Raw genomic sequence first — 26,986 nt, forward strand, 5'->3', positions numbered from 1 at the left:
GTTTTTCGAACTGTGCTTGTTTTCTGGCTCTTCCCAGTTGGTGTGGGTGGTTGGTTGAGTGTGTCGGTGGCTGAGGGGGCGGGGCCTTCCAATGATGGAGGCTCCTGCACTGCCCATCCGGAGGATCTCGACGTGCTCGATGCTGCCTTCGCGGCCCCTGACCTGGCAGTCTTCTGCTGTCTCGATGAGCTCGGTCTGGTGGATGTCGGCCGGCGTCCGGGCCCGGATCGGGCGGTGAAGTGAGTGCCGAGTTGCTCAACCGGATCCCTGGTGGAGGGGTAGCGGCGGCAGGGCGCTGTCGCGTGCGGCGCATACGCGACAGCTCGCGCATGAGCCGTTCGAGCACCGCTCGACCACGCTGCTGGTCCGCGTGCGCCGCTGCAAGTGCTCTGGATGCGGGCGCTCGGCTTGAGGACCTCACCGCTGCAGTGGCGCGGCGAGTGAAGCGATCCCGTCGCGCGATGCGGTGGGCGCTGGAGGCACTGGTGATCGACCACCTCACCATCTCGTGCATCACCACAGGTCTCGGGGTGTCCTGGCACACGGCCGATGATGCGGCCCTCGCCGAGGGCAAGCGCGTGCTGACCGACGACCCGGGGCCGGTTCGACGGCGTGAAGGTCGTCGGCGTCGACGAGCGCGTCTGGCGCCGCACGAGGTCCGGGGACAAGTACGTCACCGTCATCATCGATCTCACCCCGGGTATGTGACAAGACAGGTCCCTCGCGGTCGGCGCGAGCGGGATCGAGGTCGTCGCGATGGACGGCTTCACCGGCTTCAAGACTGAAGCGTCCGGGGTTTGGTTCCGTGGCTATTGCGCAACCTCACGAACCGCACCGCCCGCTCATTACCAGACACCGGCGGATTCAGACACCACCCACACCCCCGTTTGCGATGAGCCATCAATCCCGATATCTTACTTAGTCCGGGCTCCCTGGGCCCGCGTGCCTCAGGACAACGTCTAAGTGAGGGCGAGGAAGACCAGGGAATTGAGCCTATCGCTGAGATTCACCCCCCTGGCGGCGGCAATGATGGACTTTGCATCGATCGCCGGGAAGAGCCCCACGTGCCTGCTGATCCGAGTCCCCCGAACTGCCTGTCAGTCCTGAAGACTCCACTGGTCCAACCAGCCCACAGCGCATGCGATCGAGCACCTCGCTGACGAGCGCGGTGTACGCCGAATTGTGCTCCGGAAGCTTCACCCCTCTACGGGCAGGGGTCCACGAGAACGGACCAGGCCCGGGAGTCGACCTCGTGCACCCCCACCAGACCCGCCAGACCAGGCCCGAACCCGCCCCGCAGGCCCCTCAAACACCCCTTGGCAAGCAAAAACCCGCGCCATGGGTCAACCATGACACGGGTTTGAGTGTGAGGTTAATGGTCGGGCTGGCGGGATTTGAACCCACGACCCCTTGACCCCCAGTCAAGTGCGCTACCAAACTGCGCCACAGCCCGTTGCCTCACGTCCCTGCGGCCGGAATCACCTCCGCCGCTCGGGTCCGCTCGGAACGTGTAGAACCTTAGCCCACCGTGGCCCCGCAGGCGAAACCGGCGCGCGGTGACGCCGGTCACGGCGGGAGCGACGGCGGAGTCAGCCGATGCCGATGCGTCACGATCCCGCCGCAACCGGCCCTCGCGGCCCGCAGCGCGGCTCAGGCCGACTCGTACCAGGCGCGCGCACCGCCCTCGAGGTTGGTCAGCGCTCCCGCGTATCCGGCGGCCTGGAGGGCCTCGATGGCCTTCTTGGAACGGACGCCGCCCTGGCAGGTCACGATCGTCTCCTTGTCGGCGTCCAGCTCCCCGGCCCGCTCGATCACCTCCCCCAGCGGGATGTGGACCGCCCCTTCCACGGGCATGGCGGCGATCTCGTCGGCCTCGCGCACGTCCAGGAGGGTGTAGGCCCCACCGGGCTTCTCCCCCGCCGCGATGCGGGCGCGCAGTTCAGATGCGGTGATGGTGTTCATGGTCTCCTCGTTCCTTTCTGCTGGTTCGGGCGCGGCGCAGGTGTCCTCCACCGCCTCGAGGCTCGTGATGGTGGGGCTCGGCCCGCACAGGGGGCAGCCGGGGCGCTTGGCCACGGGTACTTCGCGCACGCCGGCACCCCAGGCGTCCAGGAGCAGGAGGCGGCCGATGAGGGGCTCCCCTCCCCCGACGATGAGCTTGAGCGCCTCGGCGGCCTGCATGGTGCCGATGATGCCCGGCAGAACGCCGAGCACACCGGCCTGGGCGCAGGACGGCACGGAGCCCGGTGGCGGCGGCTGGGGGTGGAGGCATCGGTGGCAGGGCCCCCGGGCGGCGTCGAAGACCCCCACCTGGCCCGCCGAGTGCAGGACGGCGCCGTGGACGAGCGGGATGCCGAGCAGGGCGCAGGCGTCGCCCACGAGGTAGCGGGTGGGGAAGTTGTCGGTGCCGTCGACCACCACGTCCCAGCCCTCCATGAGGCGCAGGGCGTTGGCGGCGTCGAGCCGCTCCTCGTGGAGGATGACCTCGACGTCGGGGTTGAGCGCGGTGATCGCCGACGCCGCCGAGCGGGCCTTCGAGGAGCCCACGCCGGCCGTTGTGTGGATGATCTGGCGCTGGAGGTTGGAGGCGTCGACGACGTCGAACTCGACGATCCCGAGCGTCCCCACTCCGGCGGCGGCGAGGTAGAGCGCGGCGGGCGCGCCGAGGCCGCCCGCTCCGATGAGCAGGACGCGGGCGGCCCGGATGCGCTGCTGGCCGACGACTCCGACCTCGGGGACGAGCATGTTGCGCGAGTACCGGGCGCGCTCGGCGTCGGACAGGGCCCGCAGGCGCCCGTCACTGATGACGGGCGCCCACGGGGCTCGGCCCTGAGGGGGCGCGGCGGCGCTCAGTGGCGCAGCTCCCGGTAGCGGCGGATGAGGGCCTGCGTGGAGGAGTCCTGAGCGGCCAGCGCCTCGGCGTCGCCCTGCACGGCCGGCGCGATCTCCAGGGCGAGCTTCTTGCCGAGCTCGACGCCCCACTGGTCGAAGGAATCGATGCCCCACACGATGCCCTGGGTGAAGGTGATGTGCTCGTACAGGGCGATGAGCTGGCCCACGACGCCGGGGGTGAGCGCGGGGGCGAGGATCGACGTCGTCGGCTTGTTCCCGGCGAAGACCCGGGCGGGGACGATCGGCTCCGGCGTGCCCTCGGCGCGCACCTCCTCGGCGGTCTTGCCGAAGGCGAGGGCGGCGGTCTGGGCGAGGTAGTTGGACAGGAAGAGCTCGTGGACGTCGACACCGCCGTCGGTGACCGGGTGGGCGGGGTTGGCCACGGCGATGAAGTCGGCGGGGATGAGCCGGGTGCCCTGGTGGATGAGCTGGTAGAAGGCGTGCTGCCCGTTGGTTCCGGCCTCGCCCCAGAAGACCTCGCCGGTGTCGGTGGTGACCGAGGATCCGTCCCAGCGCACGGACTTGCCGTTGGACTCCATGGTGAGCTGCTGGAGGTAGGCGGGGAAGCGGTGCAGGTACTGCGAGTAGGGCAGCACCGCATGGGAGGCGGCGTGGAAGAAGTTGACGTACCAGACGTTGAGCAGGCCCATGAGCATGGGGGCGTTCTCGGCCGGGTCCTTGGTGGCGAAGTGCTCGTCGACGACGTGGAAGCCGGCCAGGAAGTCCGCGAAGTTCTCCGGGCCGATGGCGACGGCGAGCACGGTGCCGACGGCGGAGTCGACGGAGTAGCGCCCGCCGACCCAGTTCCAGAAGCCGAAGGCGTTGTCGGGGTCGATGCCGAACTCGGCGACCTTGTCCAGGGCGGTGGAGACGGCCACGAAGTGCTTGGCGATGGCGCCCTCGGCGCTGATGCCGCGCTCGGTCAGGGCGGAGAGGAACCAGTCGCGGGCCATGCGCGCGTTGGTGAGGGTCTCCAGGGTGGTGAAGGTCTTGGAGGCGATGATGAACAGGGTGGTCTCGGGGTTGAGGCCCTTGACCTTCTCCGCGCAGTCGTTGGGGTCGATGTTGGAGATGAAGCGGCACTCCAGGCCCTCCTGGACGTAGGGCTTGAGGGCCTCGTACACCATGACGGGGCCGAGGTCGGACCCGCCGATGCCGATGTTGACGACGGTCTCGATGCGCTTGCCGGTCACGCCGACCCACTGGCCGGAGCGCACGCGGCGCGCGAAGTCGTAGACGCGGTCGAGGACCTTGTGGACGTCGCCGACGACGTCCTGGCCGTCGACCATGAGCGCGTCGTTGGCCGGGCGGCGCAGGGCGGTGTGGAGGACGGCGCGGTCCTCGGTGACGTTGATGTGCTCGCCGGCGTACATGGCGTCGCGGCGCCCGGGCACGTCCACCTCGATGGCGAGGGAGGCCAGGGCATCACGGACATCGTCGGTCAGGAGGTTCTTGGACAGGTCGATGGTCAGGTCCCCGACCTGGTAGGTGAAGCGTTCGGCGCGCTCGGGGTCCTGGGCGAACCAGGCGCGCAGGTCAGGGCGCATCCCGATGTGCAGCTCGGTCAGGCGGGTCCAGGCGGGCGTTGCGGTGGCATCGATAGGCGTCTGCATGCGCACAAGCCTAGCGGTTGGGCGCGACGGCGTCGCGTGGTGCTCGGGCACTCCGGAGCTGCTGCGCTCAGCCGTGGAAGACTGCCTCGAGGTTGTGCCCGTCCGGATCCAGCACGAAGGCGCCGTAATACCCCGGGTGGTACTGAGGCCGCTCCCCCGGGTTGCCGTTGTCCCTGCCGCCCGCTGCCAGCGCCGCTTCGTAGAAGGCATCGACCTGCTCGGCCGATTCGGCGGTCAGCGCAAGGTGCATGGCGGTCGGCTCATCGGCGGGAACCAACCACAACTCCGCATTCGGACCGTTCTCACGCCCCATAACGCCCAGCCCGATCACTGGACCGTGCTCCACGACCACCTGGTAGCCCAGGGGCTTAAGCGCCCTCGCGTAGAAGGCCTTCGCCGCCGAAGTATCACCGACTCCCAGCGAGATATGATCGATCATACGAGCCATCGTAGGACCTGCCCTGGTGCGAGGTCAACGGCTCAGCGCTGGCCGCCGAGCGGCGCGACCAGGCCCTTGTGATCCGACCCAGCGGTTGAGAAGGTGAAGGCATGAGCGACCTGATCATCGGGGAGGACGGACTGGCGAGGCCGGTGTGGGCGGCGGCGGACCCGCTGCTGCGCAAGTACTACGACACCGAGTGGGGCATGCCCGTGCGCACCGAGCAGGGCGTTTTCGAGCGTCTCAGTCTGGAGGCCTTCCAGTCGGGGCTGTCCTGGCGCACGATCCTGGCCAAGCGGGAATCCTTCCGGGAGGCCTTCGCGGGCTTCGAGCCGGAGGCGGTGGCAGCATTCGGGGATGAGGACGTCACCAGACTGGTCGCGGACGCCCGGATCGTGCGCAATCGAGCGAAGATCCTGGCCACCATCTCCAACGCCCGAGCCACCGTGGCCCTGCGGGAGGACGCCGAGGTGGACGGCGGACTGGCGGGACTCGTGTGGTCCTATCGACCGGCCTCCACACCCGCCCCGCGCAGTCTCGCGGAGGTTCCCACTTCTTCACCGCAGTCCGAGGCGCTGGCCCGCCGACTCAGGCGCCTGGGCTTCCGCTTCGTCGGCCCGACCACGCTCTTCGCCCTCATGGAGGCCATTGGCATCGTCGATACCCACCTGGTGGGCTCGCACCGACGCGGCTCCTCCGGAATATGGTCCTGAGGCGGTGCCGGGCGCCTCAAGCCCGCGCCCGACACGCCTGCGTCAGGCGCCGACGGCGGGCGGGGTGGGATCCGCCCTCATCCTTCTCGCCCTCATCGCCATCCCCCGGCCAGAGCTCCCCGATGACCTACCGCCGCTGGCGCTTCTCCCTCACGCGCACGCCGATCTGGATCGGGGTGCCCACGAAGCCGAACTCCTCGCGCAGGCGGCGCTCGATGAAGCGCCGGTAGCCGGCATCGAGGAAGCCGGTGGTGAAGATGACGATGCGCGGCGGGCGCACCTGCGCCTGGGTGGCGAAGAGGATGCGCGGCTGCTTGCCGCCTCGCAGCGGGTGCGGGGTGGCGGCCTGGAGCTCCCCGAGGAAGGAGTTGAGGCGGCCGGTGGGCACACGGGTGCCCCAGCCCTCCAGGGCGGCGTCGAGCGCGCGCACGAGCCTGTTCGTGTGCCAGCCGGTGGCGGCGGCGAGGTTGATGTGCGGGGCCCAGGAGACGTGCGCGAGGTCGTGCTCGATCTCCCACCGGAGCATCTTCTGGCGGTCCTCGTCCACGAGGTCCCACTTGTTATTGACCAGCACGAGCGCGCGCCCGGCGTCGACGGCCTGCTGGATGACGCGCACATCCTGCTCCGTCAGCGGCTCGGAGGCGTCCAGGAGGACGACGGCGACCTCCGCCTTCTCAATGGCCCCCTGAGTTCGCAGGACGGCGTAGTAGTCGGCGCCCCGCGACTGGCGCACGCGCCGGCGGATGCCCGCGGTATCGACGAACACCCACTGGCGCCCATCGAGCTCGATGATCTCGTCGACGGGGTCCCGGGTGGTGCCGGCCATCTCGTTGACGACGACGCGGTCCCGCCCGGCGATGGAGTTCAGCAGTGAGGACTTGCCGACGTTCGGGCGCCCCACGAGGGCGATGCGGTGCATCCGCCCCTCGGGGGCGGCGGGGGCGACGGCCGAAACCTCCGGGAGGACCTCCATGCAGGCGTCGAGGACCTCCCCGCTGCCGCGCCCGTGGAGGGCGGAAACGGCGTGGGGCTCGCCCAGGCCCAGGTTCCACAGGGCGGCGGCGTCGCCCTCCTGGGCCGGGGAGTCCACCTTGTTGGCGGCCAGCACGACCGGCTTGCCGCTGCGCCGCAGGAGGCGGACCACCTGGGCGTCGGTCTCGGTGATCCCCACCTGCGCATCGACGACGAGCAGGACGGCGTCGGCGAGCTCCACGGCCACCTCGGCCTGGGAGGCGACGGAGGCCTCGAGGCCCTCGACGTCGACCTCCCAGCCGCCCGTGTCCACGATGGTGAAGCGGCGGCCGGCCCATTCGGCGGGATAGGAGACGCGGTCGCGGGTGACGCCCGGCCTGTCCTGGACAACGGCCTCGCGGCGCCCGAGAACCCGGTTGACGAGGGTGGACTTGCCGACGTTCGGGCGCCCCACCACGGCGAGCACCGGCAGCCCGGCCTCGAAGGCGGCGTCCCCGGAGGGGAGCTCCTCCTCGCCGTCGAGGAGGGCGACGTCCTCCTCCTCGAGCTCGTACTCCTCCAGTCCGGCGCGCAGGGCGTCGGCCCGCTGCTCATCGGCCCGGTCGCGTTCGGCGGCCTCGGCGCGGGCGGCCTCGATGAGGCCCAGGACGTGCCCGACGGTCTCCTCGAGCGTCATGTCGGAGGAATCGACGAGAGTGACGCCCTCGGGGGCGGTGAGGAACTGGGAGACGGTGGCGTCGTCCCGGTCGCGGCGCACCACCTGGTCGCGCAGGGCGGCGGCGTCCACGCTCTTGCCCGCGGCCTCCAGGTCACCGGCGCGGCGGGCCAGGCGGGCCTCCTCGCTGGCCGTCACCAGGAGGCGGACATCGGCGTCGGGGGCGATGACGGTGGTGATGTCGCGGCCCTCGGCGACGATTCCCTTCCCCGCGCTGAAGGAGCGGTGAAGGTCGACGGCGTCGCGGGACTCGCCTGCGATGATCTCGCGCTGGAGGCGGGCGAGCTCGGCGCGCACATCCAGGTTGGTGGCGACCTTCGAGACGACGGAGGCGATGTGCGGGTCGCGGATGGCCTCGGCGATGTCGACGCCGTCGCAGGTCACCCCCGGGGATGTGGGATCGAGGCCCATGTCGAGGGGCATGGTGAGGATGGCTCGGGTGACGGCCCCCGCGTCCACCTCGTCGGCGGTCAGGTCGATGCCGGTGCGCTCGCACCACCAGGCGGCGGCGCGGTACATGGCGCCGGTGTCGAGGTAGGCCAGGCCCAGCGCGGCGGCGACCCGCTTGGCAACGGTGGACTTGCCCGACCCGCTCGGCCCATCGATGGCGACGACGATTCCCATATGCTCCCGGCCCTTCCTCGCGATGCGCTGGCGCGCTCAACTGGCCAAGCGTCCCATATTCCCCCGCGCTCGCGCCAAAGCCGCCCCATCCCCTCCCCTCCCTCACCGAGACCGGTCGAAAACGCCATCGAAACCGGTCGAAGTGGCGATCGAGACCGGTTCGGCGGAGGTTCGCCCCTCGACCCGGGCGCTCTCTCACGCCGCAGAAACCGTCTCGGCCCTCAGAAACCGTCTCGGCCCGACGTTGCGCCCTCGAACTGCGAGAATGAGGGCGCATGAGCGGGCTGAGACGGTATCTCCGGTGTGAGGGCGTGTTTGCGGGCTGAGACGGTATCTGCGGGCCGAGGCCCGCCCCGCCTCAGGCGACGACGACCCGCCAGCCCCGCTCATCCAGCGCGGCCTCCAGGGACTGGGCGGCGCTGGGCAGCACGGAGATCATGGCCAGGCCCGCGCTCTGCCCGGCGGAGTGCTCCATGGCGAAGTCCTCGATATTGACCCCCGCCTCGCCGACGTCGGTGAACAGGCGGCCGAGGTACCCGGGCTCGTCGGGGACGAGGACCTGCACCTCCGCGTAGCGCCTGGGCGCCCCGCCGTGCTTGCCGGGGATACGGGCCCGACCGGCGTTGCCGCGACTCATGACGTCCGTGATGGCGCTGACGGCGCCGGGCGCGATCGCCTCGGCCCTGCCCGGGGCGGTGTACTCCTCGCTGGCGGCGTCGACGGTGGCCGGCTCGATCCCCCTGATGAGCGCGTCGAGGTCATCGCGCAGGTCCCGCAGCAGCCCGGCCACGGGACCGGCGTTGCCCACGACGATCGCGGACCACAGCCGGGGATCGGAGGCTGCGATGCGGGTGACATCCCTGATGCCCTGGCCCGCGAGCTCGAGCGCCGCCTCCGGCAGCGCCTCGAGACGGGCGGCGACGAGGGAGGAGATCAACTGCGGCATGTGCGAGACGGCGGCGACGGCGTCGTCGTGCTCGGCGGCGCCCAGTCGCACCGGCGCCGCCCCGGCGTCCATCGCAAGGTTGCGCACGGCGATCTCGGCGGCCGGCTCGGCGCCGTCGGCGACGATCACCCAGGGGCGGCCCGCGAAGAGGTCGGAGTCGGCGGCGGAGGCCCCCGAGCGCTCCCGGCCGGCCATGGGGTGCGAGCCCACGTAGCGGGAGGCCGCCGCACCGGCCCGGGCCCTCACCTCCGCGCCCACGCGCGCCTTGACGGAGGCGACGTCGGTGACCACCGCCCCGGGGTGATCCTCCAGGGCCCCGACCACCACCTGCGCGGCCACATCCGGTGGGGTGGCGACGACGACGAGCGCCGGCTCGGGGTCCCCCTCGCTCCTCACTGCGCCGGCGCCCATGTCCCGGGCGAGGGCGAGTGAGGTGGGCGAGGTGTCCTGGAGCTGGACGGGCACGTCGGCCGCTCGCAGGACGAGCGCGAGCGAGGTGCCGAGCAGTCCGGTGCCGATGATGAGCACGGGACCGCGCGTGGCGGCGGGAGGGCGCGCCGCGGCGCCCCCGGGTCCCGCCGTGGCCTCCCCGGCCCCCTGGCCGGGTCGGCTCGCGCGGGCGAGGCGCTCCTCCGATCCGCTCATAGTCCGACCTCCCTCTGGAGCGCTGCGATCTCCTCACCGGTGAGAGCCCTCATGGCGCCGGGCTTGAGGCCGCCGAGCGCCAATGGCCCGAGCCTGGTGCGGGACAGCCGGACGACGGGGTGCCCGACGGCGTCGCACATGCGGCGCACGATCCGGTTGCGCCCGGAGTGCAGGGTGATCTCCAGGATCGAGCCCGCGGGCCCGGAGTCCTTGATGACCACGCGGTCGGCGCGGATGGGGCCGTCCTCGAGCTCGATGCCGCGCTTGAGCTTGCGGGGCACCCACGGCTCGACCCTCCCCTGGACGATCGCCACGTAGGTCTTGGAGATCTCGTAACTGGGGTGCATGAGCCGGTGGGAGAGCTCGCCGTCGTTGGACAGCAGGAGCAGACCCTCGGTGTCGGTATCGAGGCGCCCCACATGAACGAGCCTGATGCGCCCGCTCGCCCCGCCGGAGCCGCCCTGCCCGAACTCGTCGGCGTGCTCGGCCACGTACCGCTCCCCCAGCTCGGCCACGGTGGGCCGCCCCTCGGGGTCCTCCATGGTGGTCACGACGCCGGCGGGCTTGTGCAGCATGACGGTGAGCACATCGGGGTTGGTCAGGATGCGCGATCCGTCCACGCGGATCTCCTGGCGGGCGGGATCCACGCGCACCCCGGCCTCGGTGACGACGACGCCGTCGACGCTCACGCGGCCCGCGGCGATGATCGCCTCGCAGGCCCGGCGGGAGGCCACGCCGGCGTGGGCGAGGACCTTCTGGAGGCGCTGCCCGGAGTCGACGTGCGGGTCGTCCTCGCCGCCCCGGGAGGCCCTGCGGCGCTCGTCGGCGAGCCGGGCCTCCTCGTCCTCGGCCATGGCGCCGTCGTCGAAGGCGGCGATCTCCTCGGGCGTCAGGGCGGCGGCGCCGAGCTCCTCGATGTCGTCCTCGTCGTAGAACTCCTCGACGCCGAAATCGCCCAGGGGGAGATCGTCGTTGCCGGTGCTGTGGCCGCGGGTGCTCATCGCGTCTCCGTCTCGTGCTCGATGTCCTCCAGCTGGGAGGCGTCCGGGAGTTGGGGTGCCAGGGGCGGCAGCTCGTCGAGGCTGTCGATCCCCAGGTACTCGAGGAACTCGTTGGTCGTACGGTAGAGGATCGCGCCGGAGGTCTCATTGCCGGCCTCCTCGATGAGCCCGCGGGCGTGGAGGGTGCGCACGACGCCGTCGACGTTGACCCCGCGGATCGCAGCGATGCGCCCGCGAGTGACGGGCTGGCGGTAGGCCACGACGGCGAGGGTCTCCAGGGCGGCCTGGGACAGGCGCGCGGAGGCTCCGCCGATGACGAAGCCCTCGACGATCCCCGCGTGCTCGGGCGCGGAGGCGAGGCGCCATCCCCCTGCCACGCGCCGCAGGATGAAGCCGCGCCGCCGTCCGGCCGCCCCGGCCGCCCCTGCGGACTCGCCCCGGTACTCGGCGGCCAGGGCCTGAAGCAGCGCCTCGGCCTCCTCGGCCCCCAGCCCCAGGGCCCCGCCGAGCGCGGCGGGCGTCACGGGCTCATCGGAGACGACGAGCACCGCCTCGGCCGCGGCCAGCAGCTCATCGCTCGCGACGGCGCCGGCCGCGGGCGCCCCCTCGCCGTCGGCCCCCGGGGCGGCCTGCGCCGCCGCATCATCCCCGCTCATGAGAACTCCTCCCCCAGGCCGTCCATGTCCGGGGCCATGATGCCCGCCAGATCGTCCTCCCCGCCGCACCATGTCACCGTGATCTCGCCCATGGCCTCCCCCTGCTCCAGGTCGACGCTGCCCTGCCGGTGGAGGATGAGCAGACCGAGGAAGCGGGCCACGACGACGGCGACGCGCTCGGCGTCGCCCGTGAGCTCGGAGAAGGTGAGCGTCCCAGCGGCGCGCAGGCGCTGGGCGAGCACGGTGATCTGCTCGCTGACCGGGACCGCCTCGTGGAGGTGGACGGTCTGCACCCCCGGGGCGTCGGGGCGGTTGAACGCGGCCAGGGCGATGCGGGCGAGCTCGGCGGGGCCGACGGTGGCCACGAGTCTGGGCAGCAGGGAGGCGAGCTCGGGGGCGAGGGCGACGACGCGCGGGTGGGCAGTGGCCGCCTCGGCGGACATGGCGGACAGGGCGGCGGCGGCCCGCTTGTAGGCGCGGTACTGCAGGAGGCGGGCGAAGAGCAGGTCACGGGCCTCCAGCAGCTCCAGGTCCTCGTCCTCCTCGCCGTCCATCTGGGGCAGGAGGCGGTGGGCCTTGAGCGCCAGGAGCGTGGAGGCCACCACGACGAACTCACTGGCGTGTCCGAGGTCCCAGTCGGCGCGCATATGCGCGATGAACTCATCGGTGACCTCGGCCAGGGCGAGTTCGGTGACATCGAGCCGACGCCTGGCGATGAGGCTGAGAAGGAGGTCGAAGGGACCCTCGAACTGGGGCAGGCTGACGGAGAAACCGGGGAGCCTGGCGGGCCCCTCCTGCTCGGCGCCCTCACGCCTCTCGGCCCCGGGAGCCCCCGCGGTCCCGGGCTCTCCGGCGCCGTCAGGCGACACAGCCGCGAGCGATGATCTCCCTGGCCAGGCGCCGGTAGGATTCCGCGCCGGCGTGCGTGGGGGCGTAGGTGTTGATGGGCTCGGCGGCCACGGAGGCGTCGGGGAACTTCACCGTGCGGCGGATCCGCGTGTCGAAGAGCCGCTCGCCGAAGGCCTGCTCCAGCCGCTCCAGGACCTCGCGGGAGTGCAGCGTGCGGGAGTCCACCATGGTGGCGAGGATGCCGTCGATGTCGAGGCGCGGGTTGAGGCGGTCCTTGATCCGCTCGACGGTCTCCACGAGGAGGGCCACGCCGCGCAGGGCGAAGAACTCGGTTTCCAACGGGATGATGACGCCGTGCGAGGCCGTGAGTGCGTTGACCGTGAGCAGGCCGAGGGAGGGCTGGCAGTCCACGATGATGGCGTCGTAGTCGTCGACGACGGGGCGCAGCACCCGGGCGAGCGCCTGCTCGCGGGCGACCTCGTTGACGAGCTGGACCTCGGCGGCGGACAGGTCGATGTTGGCCGGCACGAGGTCCAGGCCCGGCATGGAGGTCTGCTGGATGACGGGCAGGATGTCGGGGCGGGCGGCCACGAGCAGGTTGTAGATGGTGGTGTCGAGCTCGTTGGCGTTGACGCCGAGCCCGGCGGAGGCGGCGCCCTGCGGATCGAAATCGACGATGAGGACCTTGCGGCCGTACTCCACGAGGGAGGCCCCCAGGCTGATGGTGGTCGTGGTCTTGCCGACCCCGCCCTTCTGGTTGCACATGGAGATGATCCGTGCCGGCCCGTGGGACTCCAGGGGCGCGGGAACGGGGAATTCCTTCTGCTCAGGGGCGGGAAGGTCGATCAGGCCGGGCTGCTTGGAGTCACTCACAGGGCCAGGGTAGCGGACCGTACTGGAATCATCAGTAGGCATCATCAGTGAGCCCGGGGGTGGCTCGTGGCGTAGACCTCCCTGAGGTGGTCGACGGTCACCCGCGTGTAGATCTGCGTCGTGGTCACGGAGGCGTGGCCGAGCATCTCCTGGACGACTCGCACGTCGGCCCCGCCGGCGAGCAGGTGGGTCGCGAAGGAGTGGCGCAGCGTGTGGGGCGAGATATGGCGACCGGCCTGCGCACCGTCGGCTCCGCCTTCCCCCCCGCCGACGCCGTCGGGGGCCTCACCGGGAACCCGGCCGATGAGCCCGGCGCGGGCCGCCGCCTGCTGGAGGACGCTCCACGCGGTCTGGCGGGACAGGGGCCGCCCGAGAGTGTTGAGGAAGACCTCGGGCGCTCCCCCGCCCTTGGCGGCCAGGCTCGGCCTTCCCCGGACGAGGTAGGCGTCGAGCGCCGCCCAGGCGTACTGCCCCATGGGCACGATGCGCTCCTTGCGGCCCTTGCCGAAGAGTCGGAGCACGCCCGTCTCCGCGTCGAGATCGTCGATGACGAGGCCGACCGCCTCGGAGATGCGGGCCCCGGTGGCGTAGAGGATCTCCAGGAGGGCACGATCGCGCAGGCTCACGGGCGAGTCGTCGATCCCGGCCGCCTCCAGGAGCGCTCGCACCTCCTCGACGCTGAGCGCCTTGGGCAGGCGGCGCCCGACCTGCGGGGGCCGCACGGCCGCCGAGGGGTCCGTTGGCGCCGTCCCCTCGTCGAGGAGGAATCGGTGCCAGCCGCGCACGGCGGTGACGGTGCGCGCGGCGGAGGAGGCGGCCAGGGGGCGTCCCCCGTCCTCGCCGGTGCGGATGGCCTGGGAGAAGGCGGAAACGTCCTGCTCGGCGACGGCGCTGGGGTCCTCGATCCCCCGTTCCCGCAGGAAGCCGGTGTACCGCGACAGGTCCCGCAGATAGGCGGCCAGGGTGTTCTCGCTCAAACCCCGCTCGACCCGCAGATGCGCGAGATACCCGCGCAGGGATCGCTCGAGGGCGTCCCCACGCGGGTGCGCCGCGCGGCCGGATGAGGTGGTCAGGAGAACTTCACCAGGAGCCCGAGGCCGATGATCGTCACGGCCCACACCAGGCCCACGCCCACGGTGATGCGGTCGAGGTTGCGCTCGGCGACGCCGGAGGAGCCGGCCGAGGAGGAGATGCCGCCGCCGAACATGTCGGACAGGCCGCCGCCCTTCCCCTTGTGCAGGAGGATCGACATGATGAGGAAGAAGCTCGACAGAACGAGGAGCACCTGGAGGATGATGCGGAGGATGTCCACGCCGTCGTCCTTTCTTTGGGGGATCCGCGGCAGGGCCGCGAGGAGCCGGGAGGTGCCGCAGGCGGGCAGTCGCGCGGCATGACTGCGGCCGACTCTACCCGAATCGCGCGCCGGGGCCAGGGAGCGCCTCCTGTGAAGCGCCCTGGCCCCGGTCGCGGTTGCATCACGGGCGCCGCGCCGGCCGCGTGCCGGTCATAAGGCCGCGGCCGCATGCGCGGCGCCCGGTAGCGCTCAGGCGGCGTAGAAGCGGCACATGGCCGCGAAGGAGTCCGCCTTGAGGGATGCGCCGCCGATGAGGGCCCCGTCGATGTCGGGCTGGGCCATGAGCTCGACGATGTTGCCGGGCTTGGCGGAGCCGCCGTAGAGCACGCGGGTGGCCTCGGCGGTGGCCTCGCCGAAGTCCTCGCGCAGGGCGGCGCGGATCGCGCCGCAGACCTCCTGGGCGTCCGCGGCGGTGGCGGTCTCGCCGGTGCCGATGGCCCAGATGGGCTCGTAGGCGATGACGATCTTGGCGACGTCCTCGGCGCTCCAGCCCTTGAGGGCGGCGCGGATCTGGCCGAGCACGAAGTCGACGTGCGTGCCGGCCTTGCGGATCTCCAGGGCCTCGCCGCAGCACAGGATCGGCGTCATGCCGGCGTCGAGGGCCTTGCGGGCCTTGGCGCCGACGAGCTCGTCGGACTCATTGTGGTACTCGCGGCGCTCGGAGTGGCCCATGACCACGTAGGAGCATCCGAGCTTGGTGAGCATGGCGGTGGAGATCTCACCGGTGTAGGCGCCGTTGTCGTGGATGGAGACGTCCTGGGCCCCGTACTTGATCTCCAGGTTGTCGGCGTCGACGACGGTCTGCACGGTGCGCAGGTCGGTGAAGGGCGGGATGACGACGGCCTCGCACTTGGCGAAGTCGTGTCCGGCGTCCTTGAGCTCCATGGCAATGCCCTGGACGAGGTGGTTGGCCTCGAGGTGGTCCAGGTTCATCTTCCAGTTGCCCGCCATGAGGGGGGTGCGGTTCGACATTGCGGTGGTGTCCTTCGTTGTCAGTTGGGGTGTGGGTCGGCTGGCGCTGGCGCGATCAGCCCTCGAGGACGGCGATGCCCGGCAGGGTCTTGCCCTCGAGGAGCTCCAGGGAGGCGCCGCCGCCGGTGGAGATGTGGGAGAACGTCGACTCGTCGAAGCCGAGGGTGCGCACGGCCGCGGCGGAGTCACCGCCGCCGATGACGCTGAAGGCGTCGGAGTCGCTGATGGCCTGGGCGACGGCCTTGGTGCCGCCGGCGAAGGCGTCGAACTCGAACACGCCCATGGGGCCGTTCCACACGACGGTCTTGGACGAGGCGATGGCCCGGCCGAAGATCTCGGCGGTCTTGGGGCCGATGTCCAGGCCCATCTGGTCGGCCGGGATGGCGTCGGCGGCCACGACGGTCGCGGGGGCGTCGGCCTTGAACTCCGGGGCGACGACGGTGTCGACGGGCAGGAGGAGCTCGACGCCGTTGGCCTTGGCGGTCTCCAGATACCCCTTGACGGTCTCGACCTGGTCCTTCTCCAGCAGGGAGGTGCCGACCTCGTGGCCCTGGGCGACGAGGAAGGTGTAGGCCATGCCGCCGCCGACGAGGAGCCGATCCGCCTTGGACAGCAGGTTGGCGATGACCCCGAGCTTGTCGGAGACCTTGGAGCCGCCGAGCACCACGGTGTAGGGGCGCTCGGGGTTGTTGACGGCGCGGCCGAGGGACTCGATCTCCTTGACCACGAGGAGCCCGGCGGCGGCCGGGAGGATCTTGGCGATGTCGTAGACGGAGGCCTGCTTGCGGTGGACCACGCCGAAGCCGTCGGAGACGAAGGCGTCGGCGAGTTCGGCGAGCTGGGCGGCGAAGGCCTCGCGCTCGGCGTCGTCCTTGGAGGTCTCGGCGGCGTTGAAGCGCACGTTCTCCAGCAGGACGATCTCGCCTGCGCTCATGGCGGCGACGGCGGCCCTGGCGGACTCGCCCACGGTGTCCTCGGCCAGGACGACCTTGACGCCGGTGGCCTCGGCCAGCCGCTTGGCGACGGGGGCGAGCGAGAAGTCCGGGTTGGCCTGGCCCTTGGGACGGCCGAGGTGGGCAGCGATGATGACCTTGGCGCCGGCCTCGAGGAGCTTGCGCAGGGTGGGCAGGGCGGCCTGGATGCGGCCGTCGTCGGTGATGTTCTTGTCGGCGTCGAGCGGGACGTTGAAGTCGGAGCGGACGAGGACGCGCTTGCCGGCCAGATCGCCGAGGGACTCGATGGTCTTCATGGAACCTCTCAAGGTGTGTTGTGGCGTTCGAGTGAACGGTGGATGGAGGACGGGTGGCCGACGCCCGCGCACGCTGGGCGTGCGCGGGCGTCTTCTCATCGGGTGCTCACGGTGCTCATGACGCCGCGCCTCCCGATCGTGGGCTCAACTCGTGCGCCGACTCAGGCGAGCTTGGAGCCGACCAGGGAGGTCAGACGGACGAGGGCGTTGGAGTAGCCCCACTCGTTGTCGTACCAGGACAGGACCTTGACGAGCTGGCCGATGACCTTGGTCTCGGTCGCGTCGAAGATCGACTGGTGCGGGTTGCCCACGATGTCGGTGGAGACGATCGGGTCCTCGGTGTACTCGAGGACGCCCTTGAGCTCACCCTCCGCAGCGGCCTTGACGGCGGCCTTGACGGCCTCGACGGAGACCTCGTTCTTCGCGATGAAGGTGAGGTCGGTCAGAGAGCCGGTCGGGGTGGGCACGCGGACGGCGAGGCCGTCGAACTTGCCCTTGAGCTCGGGCAGGACGAGGGCCACGGCCTGGGCGGCGCCGGTCTTGGTGGGGATCATGTTGAGCGCGGCCGCCCGGGCGCGGCGCAGGTCGCCGTGCGGGGCGTCGAGGACGCGCTGGTCACCCGTGTAGGAGTGGATGGTGGTCATGATGCCCTGCTCGATGCCGAAGGAGTCGTTGAGGACCTTGGCCAGCGGAGCGAGGCAGTTCGTGGTGCACGAGGCGTTCGAGATGATGTTCATCGTCGCGCCGTCGTAGTCGGCGTCGTTCACGCCCATGACGAAGGTGCCGTCGACGTTCTTCGCGGGAGCGGAGATGACGACCTTCTTGGCGCCGGCGTCGATGTGGGCCTTGGCCTTCTCGCCGTCGGTGAAGAAGCCGGTGGACTCGACAACGACCTCGACGCCGAGCTCGCCCCAGGGGAGCTGGGCCGGGTCGCGCTGCTCCAGGACCTTGATGTGCTTGCCGTTGACGGTGATGCCGTCGTCGTCGAAGGAGACCTCGCCGTCGAAGCGACCGAGGATGGAGTCGTACTTGAGGAGGTGGGCGAGGGTCTTGTTGTCGGTCAGGTCGTTGACCGCGACGACCTCGATGTCGGCGCCCTGCTCAAGCGCGGCACGGAAGAAGTTGCGGCCGATGCGGCCGAAGCCGTTGATACCAACGCGGGTGGTCACTTTGTGTCCTCCTAATGCGCCGGTGAGGCGCACGGTTACGTAGTTCCAGCGCATCATCGATGCGCCCCGGCCCGCCGGAAGAGCTTTCAAGGGGTCCCGTGGGCCGGCTCGCCGAGTCTACCGTCACAGCGCGGTGAGGCGCGACTCAAGTCCACGCCCTCGGCGAACGACCCCCGCGCGGCCGACGTGATCCCGCCGTGACGCCCTCGGCATGGGGGACGGACGTCCCAGGCCCCGCGGTGCGGGCGCCGGGACGGGGCCCGCGGCTACAGGTCGAGCATGTCCGGGGTGAGGACGGACTCGGTATCTGGAATGCCCAGGTCGTGGGCGCGCTTGTCCGCCATGGCGAGCAGGCGGCGGATGCGCCCGGCGACGGCGTCCTTGGTGAGCTGGGGGTCGGAGAGCTGGCCGAGCTCCTCGAGACTGGCCTGCTTGTTGGCGATGCGCAGACGGCCGGCCTCGATGAGGTGGGCGGGCACGTCGTCGCCGAGGATCTCGAAGGCCCTCTCCACTCGCGCCCCCGAGGCGACGGCGGCCCGGGCGGAGCGGCGCAGGTTGGCGTCGTCGAAGTTGGCCAGGCGGTTGGCGGTGCCGCGCGACTCCCGGCGGCTGCGCCTCTCGCCCCAGGTCTTGAAGGCCTCCTTGGCGCCCATTCGGTCCAGCAGGACGCCGATGGCCTCGCCGTCGCGCACGACGACGCGATCAGTGCCGCGCACCTCGCGGGCCTTGGCGACCACGTCGAAGCGGCGGGCGGCGCCCACGAGCGCCAGGGCCGCCTCGGAGCCCGGGCAGGTGACCTCCAGTGAGGAGGAGCGGCCCGGCTCGGTGAGCGAGCCGCGGGCGAGGAAGGCGCCCCTCCAGGCCGCGGCGGCCGAGGTGCGCACGCCGTGGACGACGGCCACGGGCATCCCGCGCACGGGTCGGCCGCGCCCGTCGACGAGACCGACCAGGCGCGCCAGCTCCTTGCCCCGCTCGCTCACGCGCAGCACGTAGCGGGCTCCACGGTGCAGGGACCCACCCTGGACCACCAGGACCTCGGGCTCCATGCCGAAGAGCTCCTTGAGGTCGTGGTGGAGGCGCCGGACCGCCCCGCCGTGGTCGAACTCCGCCTCGACGACGATGCGCCCCGAGACGATGTGGAGCCCACCGCCGAACCGCAGCATCGACGCCACCTGGGCGCGGCGCTGTGCGGTGCTCTCCGCGCTCACGCGCGCCAACTCGTCCTTGACGGTGACGGTCAGCGACATACCTTCCGCTCTCCTCGCTCGTGCCTGGCTGAGGGGCTGGGCCGCGCCCGGGTTCAGTCCCCCAGGGCTCCGCCGATGCCGACATCGCCCACCACGCCGTCGAAGGCGTCCCGGAAGGCGGCGGCCAGCCGCAAGGGGTCATGGTTGCACATGGAGTCCCCGGTGCGCACCTGCCGCAGGATCACGGTGGCGCCCATGGCCCCCGCGACCTCCTCGAGATCGTCGAGATCCTCGACGGTGGAGGGGTCGGCGAGAACCACGTCGAGGCGCAGCTCGGGCGCGTGCTCGCGCAGCACCCTCAACAGATCGGCAGCCGTCATGCCGTCGGTCTCCCCGCTCTGCGCGGTGAGGTTGAGGACGACGGCCCGACGGGCACGCGTGGTGACCAGTGCCTCGCGCAGGGAGGGCAGGATGACATGGGGGAGGACGGAGGTGTACCAGGAGCCGGGGCCGAGCACCACCCACTCGGCCTCCTCGATGGCGTGAATGGCCTCGGGATGGGCCTGGGCGTCCTCGGGGACGACGGCGACGTTCTCGAGCCGACCGCGCGTCTTGGCCACGGCGACCTGGCCGCTCACCCGCTCCCGGGACTCGCCGTCGACCACGTCGGCCTCGATGACCAGCGGGGAGGCGCTCATCGGGATGACCCGGCCGTGGATCCCCAGCAGGCGGCCCACCCAGCCCAGGCCCTCGACCTCGTCGCCCAGGAGCTGCCACAGGGCCAGGATGAGGAGGTTGCCCAGGGCGTGGTTGTCCAGCTCCCCCTCCCCCGAGAATCGGTGCTGGAGAACATCGCGCCAGGTCAAACCCCACTCGGACTCGTCGCACAGCGAGGCCAGCGCCATGCGCAGGTCCCCGGGGGGCAGGCAGTCGAACTCCTGGCGCAAGCGGCCCGAGGAGCCGCCGTCGTCGGCGACCGTGACGACCGCCGTGAGCCGGTTGGTCACGTGCCGCAGCGCCCGCAGGGTGGCGGACAGGCCATGGCCCCCTCCCAGGGCGACGACGGCGGGGCCCTCCTCGCCGCGCCGGGGCCAGCCCCCGGAGTCGATGGTGGTCGGCATGGCTCACTCCCGTCCGAGATCGCGGTGCTGGGTGTTGACGCGGAAGCCGCGCGAACGCAGGCGCGCCGAGATGCGCTCGGCGGAGGCGACGGAGCGGTGCTTGCCGCCGGTGCAGCCCACGGCGATGGTGACGTTGGGCTTGAGCTCGTCGACGTAGTGGGGCAGCGCGGGCGCGAGCAGGTCGGCGTACCCGTCGACGAAGGCCGCGGCGCCGGGCTGGCGGAACACGTACTCGGCCACGGGATCGTCGCGCCCGGTGAGGTGGCGCAGCTCGGAGACCCAGTACGGGTTGGGGATGAAGCGGACGTCGAGGACGTGGTCGGCGTCGACGGGCAGACCGTACTTGAAGCCGAAGCTCATGATGTTGACGCGCAGCGCCAGGTCGGACTCGGTGGCCACGAGGTCGCGCACGCGGCGGGCGAGGTCGTGGACGGACAGGTCGGTGGTGTCGATGACCATGTCCGCGGTGCCCTTGAGCCCGCCCAGCAGCGTGCGCTCGTGCTCGATGCCGTCGAGGATGGAGGAGGTGCCCTGCAGCGGGTGGGGCCGGCGGGAGGACTCGAATCGCCGCACCAGGACGGCGTCGGAGGCGTCGAGGAAGAGGACGCGCACGTTGGTCCCGCTCTCGCGGACCTCGGCGAGGTAGCGCATGAAGTGGGCGAAGAACTCCCGGCTGCGCACGTCGACGACGGCGGCGAGCCGGTGAACGCCGGCGCCGACGGTCGTCATCATGCCCGCCAGCGCCGGCAGCAGCTGGGGCGGGAGGTTGTCGACGACGTACCAGTCGAGGTCCTCCAGGGCATTGGCGGCCCGGGAGCGGCCGGCCCCGGACATGCCGGTGACGATGATCATCTGGGGGCTCGTGGCGGGGGCCACGGGCGGCGCCTCCTCATCGATCCGGGGGATCTCGATGGGCACCGTGTCCTGGCGGGGCTCGGCGGCCCGGGAGTAGTCGGCCTCGTCCTCGCGGCCGGAGGACCGGGGCCGTGGCTTGCGATGGGTCTCCATGGGCCAAGCATGGCATGACGGGCGGGCCTGTAGCCTGCTCCCGCCCACCGGGATCGAGCCCCGGCGGGCCCCGAGACGACCCGCCCGCGCCGCCGGGGAGCTCGGGCCCCGGACCCACGCACAGGAGTCACGCGCATGAGCATCAGCGCCGCCGTCCCCTCCCCCGCCGCTCCGCCCGACGTGCCCGACGCGCCCGCGCCGCTCGGCACGCCGTGGACGCCGCGCGCCACCCGGGTGGCGCTGCTGGGCTCGGGCGAGCTCGGCAAGGAGGTGGCCATCGCGCTGACGCGCCTGGGCGTGGAGGTCATCGCCATCGACCGCTACGACGGCGCTCCCGCCCAGCAGGTCGCGCACAGCGCTCTGACCGTCGATATGTCGGACGCGCGCGAGCTGGCCGCGGCGATCCGCTCCAGCGGGGCTCAGGTGGTGGTCCCGGAGATCGAGGCGCTGGCCACGGACGCCCTCGAGGCCCTGGAGTCCGAGGGCGTCCGGGTGGTGCCCTCGGCGCGCGCCGCGCGTCTGACGATGGACCGCGAGGGCATCCGGCGCCTGGCAGCCGAGGAGCTGGGCCTGCCCACGAGCCCCTACGTCTTCGCCTCCTCGGCGGCCGAGCTGCGCGCCGGCGCCGAGGAGGTCGGGCTGCCCTGCGTCGTCAAGCCGGTCATGTCGTCCTCGGGCCACGGGCAGTCCGTCGTGCGCTCGGCCGACGATCTGGACGCGGCCTGGCGGCGCGCCGCCGAGGAGGGCCGGGTCGACCGGGGGCGGGTGATCGTGGAGGGCCTCGTGCGCTTCGACGCGGAGATCACGCTGCTCGCCGTGCGCTCGCGGGACGCGGCGACGGGCGGAACGGTGACCTCGTTCTGCGAGCCGATCGGTCACCGGCAGGTGGGCGGCGACTACGTGGAGTCGTGGCAGCCGCAGGCCCTGCCGGCCCGCGCGCTGACGCGCGCCCGCGAGGCGGCCGAGAGGATCACCGGCGCCCTGGGCGGCTGGGGCGTGTTCGGGGTGGAGCTGTTCATCTGCGGCGAGGAGGTCCTGTTCTCGGAGGTCTCGCCGCGCCCCCACGACACCGGCATGGTGACGATGGCGAGCCAGCGCCTGTCCGAGTTCGAGCTGCACGCCCGTGCCCTCCTGGGTCTGCCCGTGGACACGGCGCTGCGCTCGCCGGGGGCCTCCGCGGTCGTCAAGTCCCCGGGCGCATCGGCGCCGGGCGAGGGCGCCCGCTTCGACGGCGTCGCCGAGGCGCTGGCCATTCCGGGGGCCGATCTGCGGATCTTCGGCAAGCCGGAGGCCCATGAGGGCCGCCGCCTCGCCGTGGCGGTGGCCGAGGGCGCGACCGTCGAGGAGGCGAGGCAGCGGGCCGCCCGCGCCGCCCAATCCATCCGCATCCTCCTCTAGCCGCCCCTTCTCCCGCCGAGACCGGTCGAAAACGCCATCGAAACCGGTCCGCCCTCCACAGGCCCGACCGAGGAGGCGCATCCCGCGGGACAGTGGTTCCAGGGTTCCAGGCGACTCCGGTATTGCTCGCTACCGCCCCGCGGGGCTGGAGGAATCGAGGAGCCGGGCGATATGGATCGCCAGATAGCTGATCTCGTCCGGCCGGACCGCGATCCCGACCCGCTCCCGGAGAAGGGAGGCCACCTGCTCGGCGAGTCCGAAGGCCTCGGGATAGCGCCCGCGCAGGGACTCGGCGATGATCTCGGCGGTGCCGTCGTCGATCTGGGCGCCGGTGCGGGCGCGGGCGAGGAAGTAGCGCAAGTGGGTGGCGAACCGGGCGGCATGGATGGAGCCTTGATCGATGCCTCCGGGGGCGGCGCCGTCGATCAGGTCGATGGCACGGGCCACGATCCGGGACTGCGCCGCGGCCTCCTGGAGGGAACCGGCCCCGGTGGAGGCGGCGAAGAGGTGGAGCGCGAGGGCGAAGGCCTCGCCGTCGGGCAGGCGCACGGCCTGGGATGCGTTGAGGTCGGCCACCATCCGCTCGGCCAGGCGCAGTTCCTCGGGGTGGAGGTGGGCGACCTCTGCCCGCAGGGGGTAGTCCATGCGCTCGCCGCGCCGGGCGCGCTCGAGCGCCTGGTGGACGTGGTCGACGACGGCGATGAGGCCCGCAGAGGTGATGGTGGCGCCGAGGTCCTTGACCGCCTGGGTGAAGACCTCCTCGATGAGGGTGATGCGTCCGAGCGGGATCTCGGAGAGCATCTGGCCGACGAGGCCGGCGTCCTGCGCGGTGACGTAGCGGCGGGCGATGAGGGACTCGTCGAGGTCCTGGCCGGCCCTGCGCCCGAAGGCGAGGCCCCGGCCCGTGGCGACGATCTCCCGTCCCAGGGCGTCACGGGCCAGAACGACGTTGTTGTTGAACACCCGCAGGATTCTCACTCCCCGAGTGTGCCACACCACACCCGCCCCTCCCACCGAGACCGGTCGAAAACGGCACCGACACCGGTCCGCCCTCCACAGGCCCGGGGTGGGCGCGCCCCGCGCCCCTCCCCGTACCGGCTGTGGTTCCCGGGCCGGCACTGGGGCCGGCCCGGGCCCGGTCGTCAGCGGCCGGCGATCTGGAGCGTCGCCCCGTTGGAGGCGATGAGGTCCTTGTACCAGCCGAAGGACTTCTTGCGGTAGCGCGCCAGGGTGCCCGCGCCGTCGTCGTCGCGATCGACGTAGATGAAGCCGTAGCGCTTGGACATCTGCGCGGTGGAGGCCGAGACGCAGTCGATGCAGCCCCAGGAGGTGTACCCCATGACCTCGACGCCGTCGGCGATGGCCTCGGCCACCTGCACGAGGTGGTCGTTCATGTAGGCGATGCGGTAGTCGTCCTCAACGGTCGGGCCGTCCGGGCCCTCGATGAGCTCGTCCTTCGCCCCCAGTCCGTTCTCGACGACGAACAGGGGCTTGCCCCAGCGGTCCCAGAACTGGTTGAGGATGATGCGCAGGCCGATCGGGTCGATCTGCCAGCCCCACTCCGAGGCGCTGAGGGTGGGGTTGGGCACGCCGCCCATGATGTTGCCCGGCCCCTGGCCCACCGCCTGGGTGGCGGTGTCGCACACGGACATGTAGTAGGAGAAGGACACGAAGTCCACCGTATGCTCCTTGAGGGTGGCCAGGTCGCCCTCGGCGATGTCGAGCTCGATGCCCTTCTCGGCCAGGGTCCGCAGGAGGTAGCCGGGGTACTCGCCGCGCACGTGGACATCGGAGAAGGCGAGATTGGCGTGGTCGGCCTCCAGGCAGGCGAGCACATCGCGCGGGTCGGGGGTCAGCGGATAGATCGGCACGCCGATGACCATGCACCCGACCTTGATGGCCGGATTGATCTCATGGGCGATCCTCGTGGCGCTCGCCGAGGCGACGAGCTCGTGGTGGATCGCCTGGTAGAGGTCCTTGGGCGCGAGCCGCTCCTTGGGCGTGTTGATGCCCCCCGACAGGAGGGGCGCATGGAGCACGGAGTTGATCTCGTTGAAGGTGAGCCAGTACTTGACTCGGTGGCCGTAGCGCTCGATCACCGTACGGGCGTAGCGCTCGTAGAAGCCGATGAGGCGCCGGTCGGTCCAGCCGTTGTAGGCCTCCGCGAGATGCAGCGGGGTCTCGTAGTGGCTGAGGGTCACGAGCGGCTCGATGCCGTGCTTCTCGAGCTCGTCGAGGACGCGGTCGTAGAACTCCAGGCCGGCCTCGTTGGGCTCCGCCTCGTCGCCGTGGGGGAAGATGCGGGACCAGGCGATGGAGAAGCGGTAGACCTTGAAGCCCATCTCGGCGAAGAGGGCGATGTCCTCGGCGTAGCGGTGGTAGAAGTCGATGGCCTCGAGTTTGAGGTTGTCCGGGGTCGGCCTCTCGGTGCGGGGGGCGATGATGCCCTTGGGCATGACGTCCTGGATGGACAGCCCCTTGCCGTCGGCGTCGTAGGCGCCCTCGATCTGATTGGCGGCGGTGGCGCCGCCCCAGAGGAATCCCTCGGGGAATCGGGGCGTGAACGTGGTTGTTCCTGTCATTCTCTGTCTCCTTGGTCGTTCGCGGTTGGTCATGGTCCGTTGCCGCCGGGGCCGGCGGGATGTCAGTGGTCGATCTCGATGATGGTCTCACCCGCGCGCACATCGCCGTCGACGACGGGCACGACGGCGCCCAGGCCGGCGGTGGAGGTCACGACGACGATAGTGGTGGTGTCGTAGCCGGCGGCGCGCACCGCCCCGAGGTCGACGACGACGAGCGGGTCACCGGCGCTCACGCGGTCGCCCACGGCGACGCGCGGCGTGAAACCGGCGCCCTTGAGGTTGACGGTGTCGATGCCAACGTGGATGAGGATCTCGATGCCGTCGTCGGTCTTGATGCCGAAGGCGTGCCCGGTCTCCATGGCGGTGACGACCGTCCCCGCGGCCGGCGCGGCCAGGAGGCCGGAGGCCGGGACGATGCCGACGCCGTTGCCCAGCGCGCCCGAGGAGAACACCGGGTCCTTGACCCGCTCCAGCGGGACGGCGGAACCGCCGACGGGGGCGACGAGGGCGTTGGTGGGCTCGGCTGCGGGGGCGGCGCTGGGGCCGGTGGTCGCAGCGGACCCGGCGGGTCCGCCCGACTGCTCCCCCGGCGCGGCATCGGCATCGTCCTTCCCGCCGAACATGAAGGTGAGGATGAAGGCGACGGCGACACCGACGATGACGCCGATGGCCCACAGCAGAAGATGCGGGGTCTCCAGGTAGGCGGGAATCCCGATGAGCGAGGGGAAGACCCCCGGCTGCGAGACCCGGCCCCCGGCGAGCGCGCCGATGGCCCCGCCGACGGCGCCTCCGAGGATGCCGAAGTAGAAGGGGAGCTTACGGGGCAGGTTGATGCCGTAGATGATCGGCTCGGTCACGCCTGCCAGGAAGCCGGACAGCGAGGCGGGGCCGGCGAGCTCGCGGACCTCGGCGCGGCGGCTGCGGAGCATGACGGCCAGGCCGGCGGCGGCCTGGGCGAGGACGGCGGCCTCGATGGGTCCGTAGATGAGGGAGTAGCCGTTGGTGGTGATCTCCTGGGTCATGATGGGCACGAGGCCCCAGTGGAGGCCGAACATGACGAAGACCTGCCAGAACCCTCCGATGACGATGCCGCCGAGAAGCGGGACGTGGATGAACAGCCACTGGACGCCCGTGGCGATGCCATTGGCGACGGTGGTGGTGAGCGGACCGATGGTGAGCAGGGTGAGGGGGACCATGACGAGCACGGTGGCCCAGGGCGTCATGAAGTTGCGGAGGGCACTGGGGAAGACCCGGTCGCAGACCCTCTCCACATGGCTCTGCACCCACACGGCCACGATGATGGGCAGCACCGAGGATGTGTAGCTCATGATGACCAGCGGGATGCCGAGGAAGGTGTGGGAGCCGCCGTCGTTCATCGCGACGATCGAGGGGTAGACCAGCGCTCCTCCGATCGCCATCGCGGTGAATTGATTGGCCTTGAAATGACGCGCCGCCGTCACAGCGAGAACGAGGGGGAGGAAATTCATGAAGGCGTCGGACGCGGCGTAGAGCACCGTGTAGGTGTCCGAGGCCTCATCGATCCAGCCGAAAGTGGCGAACATGGCGAGGAAGGCCTTGAAGAGGCCGGTTCCCGCCAGGGTCCACAGCACCGGGTAGAAGATCGCTGAGACGAGGGCGATGAAGGCGTCCAGCGGGTTGCGCCTCGGCGCCGTCCCGGCCTCGTCGTCATCGCCCTTGTCCGCGCCTAGCCCCGGCAGGAGCGCCTGCATCTGGGCGAAGAGCAGTGGGACATCGTTGCCGATGACCACCTGATACTGGCCGCCCGCCTGCACCACGGTGACCACGCCCCTCATGCTCTTGATCGCGTTGGTGTCCGCCTTGGAGACGTCCTTGAGGACGAATCGCATGCGGGTGGCGCAATGGGAGAGCGCGGAGACGTTCTCCTCTCCCCCGATCAGCTCGAGCAGGTCCGGCGCCATTGCCGCGTAATCGACTTTTGTCATGAGGAGCCTCCTTGCCTTCCCATGATCCGCGCCGGGGCAACAAA

At 71.2% G+C, this 26,986-nt stretch carries 22 protein-coding genes, 1 tRNA gene and 1 pseudogene; 3 read left to right on the plus strand and 21 right to left on the minus strand.

Features of this window, described 5'->3' with window-relative positions; all coding sequences use genetic code 11:
- Window positions 1–132: 132 nt before the first annotated feature.
- Window positions 133–792 (plus strand): annotated as a pseudogene (locus B1H55_RS12730) (transposase); the annotation flags it as partial.
- Window positions 793–1,376: 584 nt separating this feature from the next.
- On the opposite strand, the gene B1H55_RS00210 reads toward B1H55_RS12730, so the two are convergent.
- The 4 genes from B1H55_RS00210 to B1H55_RS00225 form a co-directional block, all read right to left on the minus strand.
- A tRNA-Pro gene (locus B1H55_RS00210) sits at window positions 1,377–1,453 on the minus strand.
- Between the two features lie 197 nt (window positions 1,454–1,650).
- Window positions 1,651–2,745, minus strand: a complete 1,095-nt coding sequence (locus tag B1H55_RS00215) for a ThiF family adenylyltransferase (protein ID WP_231952972.1) — start codon at window positions 2,743–2,745, stop codon at window positions 1,651–1,653.
- 104 nt (window positions 2,746–2,849) lie between these two features.
- Window positions 2,850–4,505, minus strand: coding sequence for a glucose-6-phosphate isomerase (pgi, locus tag B1H55_RS00220; RefSeq protein WP_077241126.1), 1,656 nt, complete (start codon window positions 4,503–4,505; stop codon window positions 2,850–2,852).
- 67 nt (window positions 4,506–4,572) lie between these two features.
- Window positions 4,573–4,944: a VOC family protein gene (locus B1H55_RS00225; protein ID WP_073451914.1), complete on the minus strand. Its 372-nt coding sequence runs from the start codon at window positions 4,942–4,944 to the stop codon at window positions 4,573–4,575.
- Between the two features lie 110 nt (window positions 4,945–5,054).
- On the opposite strand from B1H55_RS00225, the gene B1H55_RS00230 reads away from it, so the two are divergent.
- Window positions 5,055–5,657 carry a DNA-3-methyladenine glycosylase I gene (locus tag B1H55_RS00230; protein WP_077241127.1) on the plus strand — a complete coding sequence of 201 codons (603 nt, stop codon included), beginning with the start codon at window positions 5,055–5,057 and terminating at the stop codon, window positions 5,655–5,657.
- 127 nt (window positions 5,658–5,784) lie between these two features.
- On the opposite strand, the gene der is transcribed toward B1H55_RS00230, so the two are convergent.
- The 14 genes from der to rapZ all read right to left on the minus strand — a co-directional run bounded on the left by der (window position 5,785) and on the right by rapZ (window position 20,998).
- Window positions 5,785–7,968: a bifunctional cytidylate kinase/GTPase Der gene (gene der / locus B1H55_RS00235; RefSeq protein WP_073451910.1), complete on the minus strand. Its 2,184-nt coding sequence runs from the start codon at window positions 7,966–7,968 to the stop codon at window positions 5,785–5,787.
- Window positions 7,969–8,326: 358 nt separating this feature from the next.
- Window positions 8,327–9,559: a prephenate dehydrogenase gene (locus tag B1H55_RS00240; RefSeq protein WP_080461496.1), complete on the minus strand. Its 1,233-nt coding sequence runs from the start codon at window positions 9,557–9,559 to the stop codon at window positions 8,327–8,329.
- Entirely contained in the window at window positions 9,556–10,560 is a 1,005-nt protein-coding gene (locus tag B1H55_RS00245) for a pseudouridine synthase (RefSeq protein ID WP_080461498.1), read from the minus strand. Before B1H55_RS00245 ends, B1H55_RS00240 begins: the two co-directional genes overlap by 4 nt.
- Complete coding sequence (gene scpB / locus B1H55_RS00250) at window positions 10,557–11,216, minus strand: SMC-Scp complex subunit ScpB (RefSeq protein WP_080461499.1); 660 nt, start codon at window positions 11,214–11,216, stop codon at window positions 10,557–10,559. The genes B1H55_RS00245 and scpB overlap by 4 nt, the downstream gene beginning before the upstream one ends.
- Window positions 11,213–12,085 carry a segregation and condensation protein A gene (locus B1H55_RS00255; RefSeq protein ID WP_371836557.1) on the minus strand — a complete coding sequence of 291 codons (873 nt, stop codon included), beginning with the start codon at window positions 12,083–12,085 and terminating at the stop codon, window positions 11,213–11,215. The genes scpB and B1H55_RS00255 overlap by 4 nt, the downstream gene beginning before the upstream one ends.
- The gene (locus B1H55_RS00260) at window positions 12,075–12,938 is read right to left on the minus strand and encodes a ParA family protein (protein WP_073451904.1); all 864 of its coding nucleotides are present in this window, start codon (window positions 12,936–12,938) and stop codon (window positions 12,075–12,077) included. Before B1H55_RS00260 ends, B1H55_RS00255 begins: the two co-directional genes overlap by 11 nt.
- Before the next feature lie 44 nt (window positions 12,939–12,982).
- Window positions 12,983–13,954, minus strand: coding sequence for a site-specific tyrosine recombinase XerD (locus B1H55_RS00265; protein WP_096519575.1), 972 nt, complete (start codon window positions 13,952–13,954; stop codon window positions 12,983–12,985).
- 53 nt (window positions 13,955–14,007) lie between these two features.
- A complete protein-coding gene (gene secG, locus B1H55_RS00270) occupies window positions 14,008–14,250 on the minus strand; it encodes a preprotein translocase subunit SecG (protein WP_073452028.1) in 243 nt (80 codons plus the stop codon).
- Window positions 14,251–14,481: 231 nt separating this feature from the next.
- Window positions 14,482–15,264 (minus strand): triose-phosphate isomerase, encoded by a 783-nt coding sequence (tpiA, locus tag B1H55_RS00275; protein ID WP_073451902.1) that lies wholly within the window; start codon window positions 15,262–15,264, stop codon window positions 14,482–14,484.
- A gap of 55 nt (window positions 15,265–15,319) precedes the next feature.
- Window positions 15,320–16,513, minus strand: coding sequence for a phosphoglycerate kinase (locus B1H55_RS00280; RefSeq protein WP_073451900.1), 1,194 nt, complete (start codon window positions 16,511–16,513; stop codon window positions 15,320–15,322).
- A gap of 161 nt (window positions 16,514–16,674) precedes the next feature.
- Window positions 16,675–17,682: a type I glyceraldehyde-3-phosphate dehydrogenase gene (gap, locus tag B1H55_RS00285; protein ID WP_073451898.1), complete on the minus strand. Its 1,008-nt coding sequence runs from the start codon at window positions 17,680–17,682 to the stop codon at window positions 16,675–16,677.
- Between the two features lie 266 nt (window positions 17,683–17,948).
- Window positions 17,949–18,929, minus strand: coding sequence for a DNA-binding protein WhiA (gene whiA / locus B1H55_RS00290; RefSeq protein WP_073451896.1), 981 nt, complete (start codon window positions 18,927–18,929; stop codon window positions 17,949–17,951).
- A 53-nt stretch (window positions 18,930–18,982) separates the two neighbouring features.
- Entirely contained in the window at window positions 18,983–19,990 is a 1,008-nt protein-coding gene (locus B1H55_RS00295; protein ID WP_073451894.1) for a gluconeogenesis factor YvcK family protein, read from the minus strand.
- A gap of 3 nt (window positions 19,991–19,993) precedes the next feature.
- A complete protein-coding gene (rapZ, locus tag B1H55_RS00300; RefSeq protein ID WP_073451892.1) occupies window positions 19,994–20,998 on the minus strand; it encodes an RNase adapter RapZ in 1,005 nt (334 codons plus the stop codon).
- Between the two features lie 135 nt (window positions 20,999–21,133).
- Here rapZ and purT point away from each other — a divergent pair, with 135 nt between their 5' ends.
- Window positions 21,134–22,396 carry a formate-dependent phosphoribosylglycinamide formyltransferase gene (purT, locus tag B1H55_RS00305; RefSeq protein ID WP_231952971.1) on the plus strand — a complete coding sequence of 421 codons (1,263 nt, stop codon included), beginning with the start codon at window positions 21,134–21,136 and terminating at the stop codon, window positions 22,394–22,396.
- Between the two features lie 129 nt (window positions 22,397–22,525).
- Here the strand turns inward: purT and B1H55_RS00310 are convergent, their stop codons facing one another.
- The 3 genes from B1H55_RS00310 to B1H55_RS00320 form a co-directional block, all read right to left on the minus strand.
- Window positions 22,526–23,374, minus strand: a complete 849-nt coding sequence (locus B1H55_RS00310) for a PRD domain-containing protein (RefSeq protein ID WP_073451890.1) — start codon at window positions 23,372–23,374, stop codon at window positions 22,526–22,528.
- 164 nt (window positions 23,375–23,538) lie between these two features.
- Entirely contained in the window at window positions 23,539–24,978 is a 1,440-nt protein-coding gene (locus tag B1H55_RS00315) for a glycoside hydrolase family 1 protein (RefSeq protein ID WP_073451888.1), read from the minus strand.
- Window positions 24,979–25,040: 62 nt separating this feature from the next.
- A complete protein-coding gene (locus B1H55_RS00320; RefSeq protein ID WP_077241130.1) occupies window positions 25,041–26,942 on the minus strand; it encodes a beta-glucoside-specific PTS transporter subunit IIABC in 1,902 nt (633 codons plus the stop codon).
- Between the last annotated feature and the right edge of the window lie 44 nt (window positions 26,943–26,986).

Source organism: Actinomyces denticolens, assembly GCF_002072185.1.
Classification (GTDB): domain Bacteria; phylum Actinomycetota; class Actinomycetes; order Actinomycetales; family Actinomycetaceae; genus Actinomyces; species Actinomyces denticolens.

What these genes read in the sequence shown, in the direction of transcription:
- B1H55_RS00320 (WP_077241130.1), bottom strand. Translation starts at nt 26,942, where the DNA reads ATGACAAAAGTCGATTACGCGGCAATGGCGCCGGACCTGCTCGAGCTG.
- tpiA (WP_073451902.1), bottom strand. Translation starts at nt 15,264, where the DNA reads ATGTCGAACCGCACCCCCCTCATGGCGGGCAACTGGAAGATGAACCTG.
- der (WP_073451910.1), bottom strand. Translation starts at nt 7,968, where the DNA reads ATGGGAATCGTCGTCGCCATCGATGGGCCGAGCGGGTCGGGCAAGTCC.
- B1H55_RS00315 (WP_073451888.1), bottom strand. Translation starts at nt 24,978, where the DNA reads ATGACAGGAACAACCACGTTCACGCCCCGATTCCCCGAGGGATTCCTC.
- B1H55_RS00295 (WP_073451894.1), bottom strand. Translation starts at nt 19,990, where the DNA reads ATGCCGACCACCATCGACTCCGGGGGCTGGCCCCGGCGCGGCGAGGAG.
- B1H55_RS00240 (WP_080461496.1), bottom strand. Translation starts at nt 9,559, where the DNA reads ATGAGCGGATCGGAGGAGCGCCTCGCCCGCGCGAGCCGACCCGGCCAG.
- B1H55_RS00280 (WP_073451900.1), bottom strand. Translation starts at nt 16,513, where the DNA reads ATGAAGACCATCGAGTCCCTCGGCGATCTGGCCGGCAAGCGCGTCCTC.
- B1H55_RS00215 (WP_231952972.1), bottom strand. Translation starts at nt 2,745, where the DNA reads ATGCTCGTCCCCGAGGTCGGAGTCGTCGGCCAGCAGCGCATCCGGGCC.
- whiA (WP_073451896.1), bottom strand. Translation starts at nt 18,929, where the DNA reads ATGTCGCTGACCGTCACCGTCAAGGACGAGTTGGCGCGCGTGAGCGCG.
- pgi (WP_077241126.1), bottom strand. Translation starts at nt 4,505, where the DNA reads ATGCAGACGCCTATCGATGCCACCGCAACGCCCGCCTGGACCCGCCTG.
- B1H55_RS00230 (WP_077241127.1), top strand. Translation starts at nt 5,055, where the DNA reads ATGAGCGACCTGATCATCGGGGAGGACGGACTGGCGAGGCCGGTGTGG.
- rapZ (WP_073451892.1), bottom strand. Translation starts at nt 20,998, where the DNA reads ATGGAGACCCATCGCAAGCCACGGCCCCGGTCCTCCGGCCGCGAGGAC.
- scpB (WP_080461499.1), bottom strand. Translation starts at nt 11,216, where the DNA reads ATGAGCGGGGATGATGCGGCGGCGCAGGCCGCCCCGGGGGCCGACGGC.
- B1H55_RS00225 (WP_073451914.1), bottom strand. Translation starts at nt 4,944, where the DNA reads ATGATCGATCATATCTCGCTGGGAGTCGGTGATACTTCGGCGGCGAAG.
- purT (WP_231952971.1), top strand. Translation starts at nt 21,134, where the DNA reads ATGAGCATCAGCGCCGCCGTCCCCTCCCCCGCCGCTCCGCCCGACGTG.
- B1H55_RS00245 (WP_080461498.1), bottom strand. Translation starts at nt 10,560, where the DNA reads ATGAGCACCCGCGGCCACAGCACCGGCAACGACGATCTCCCCCTGGGC.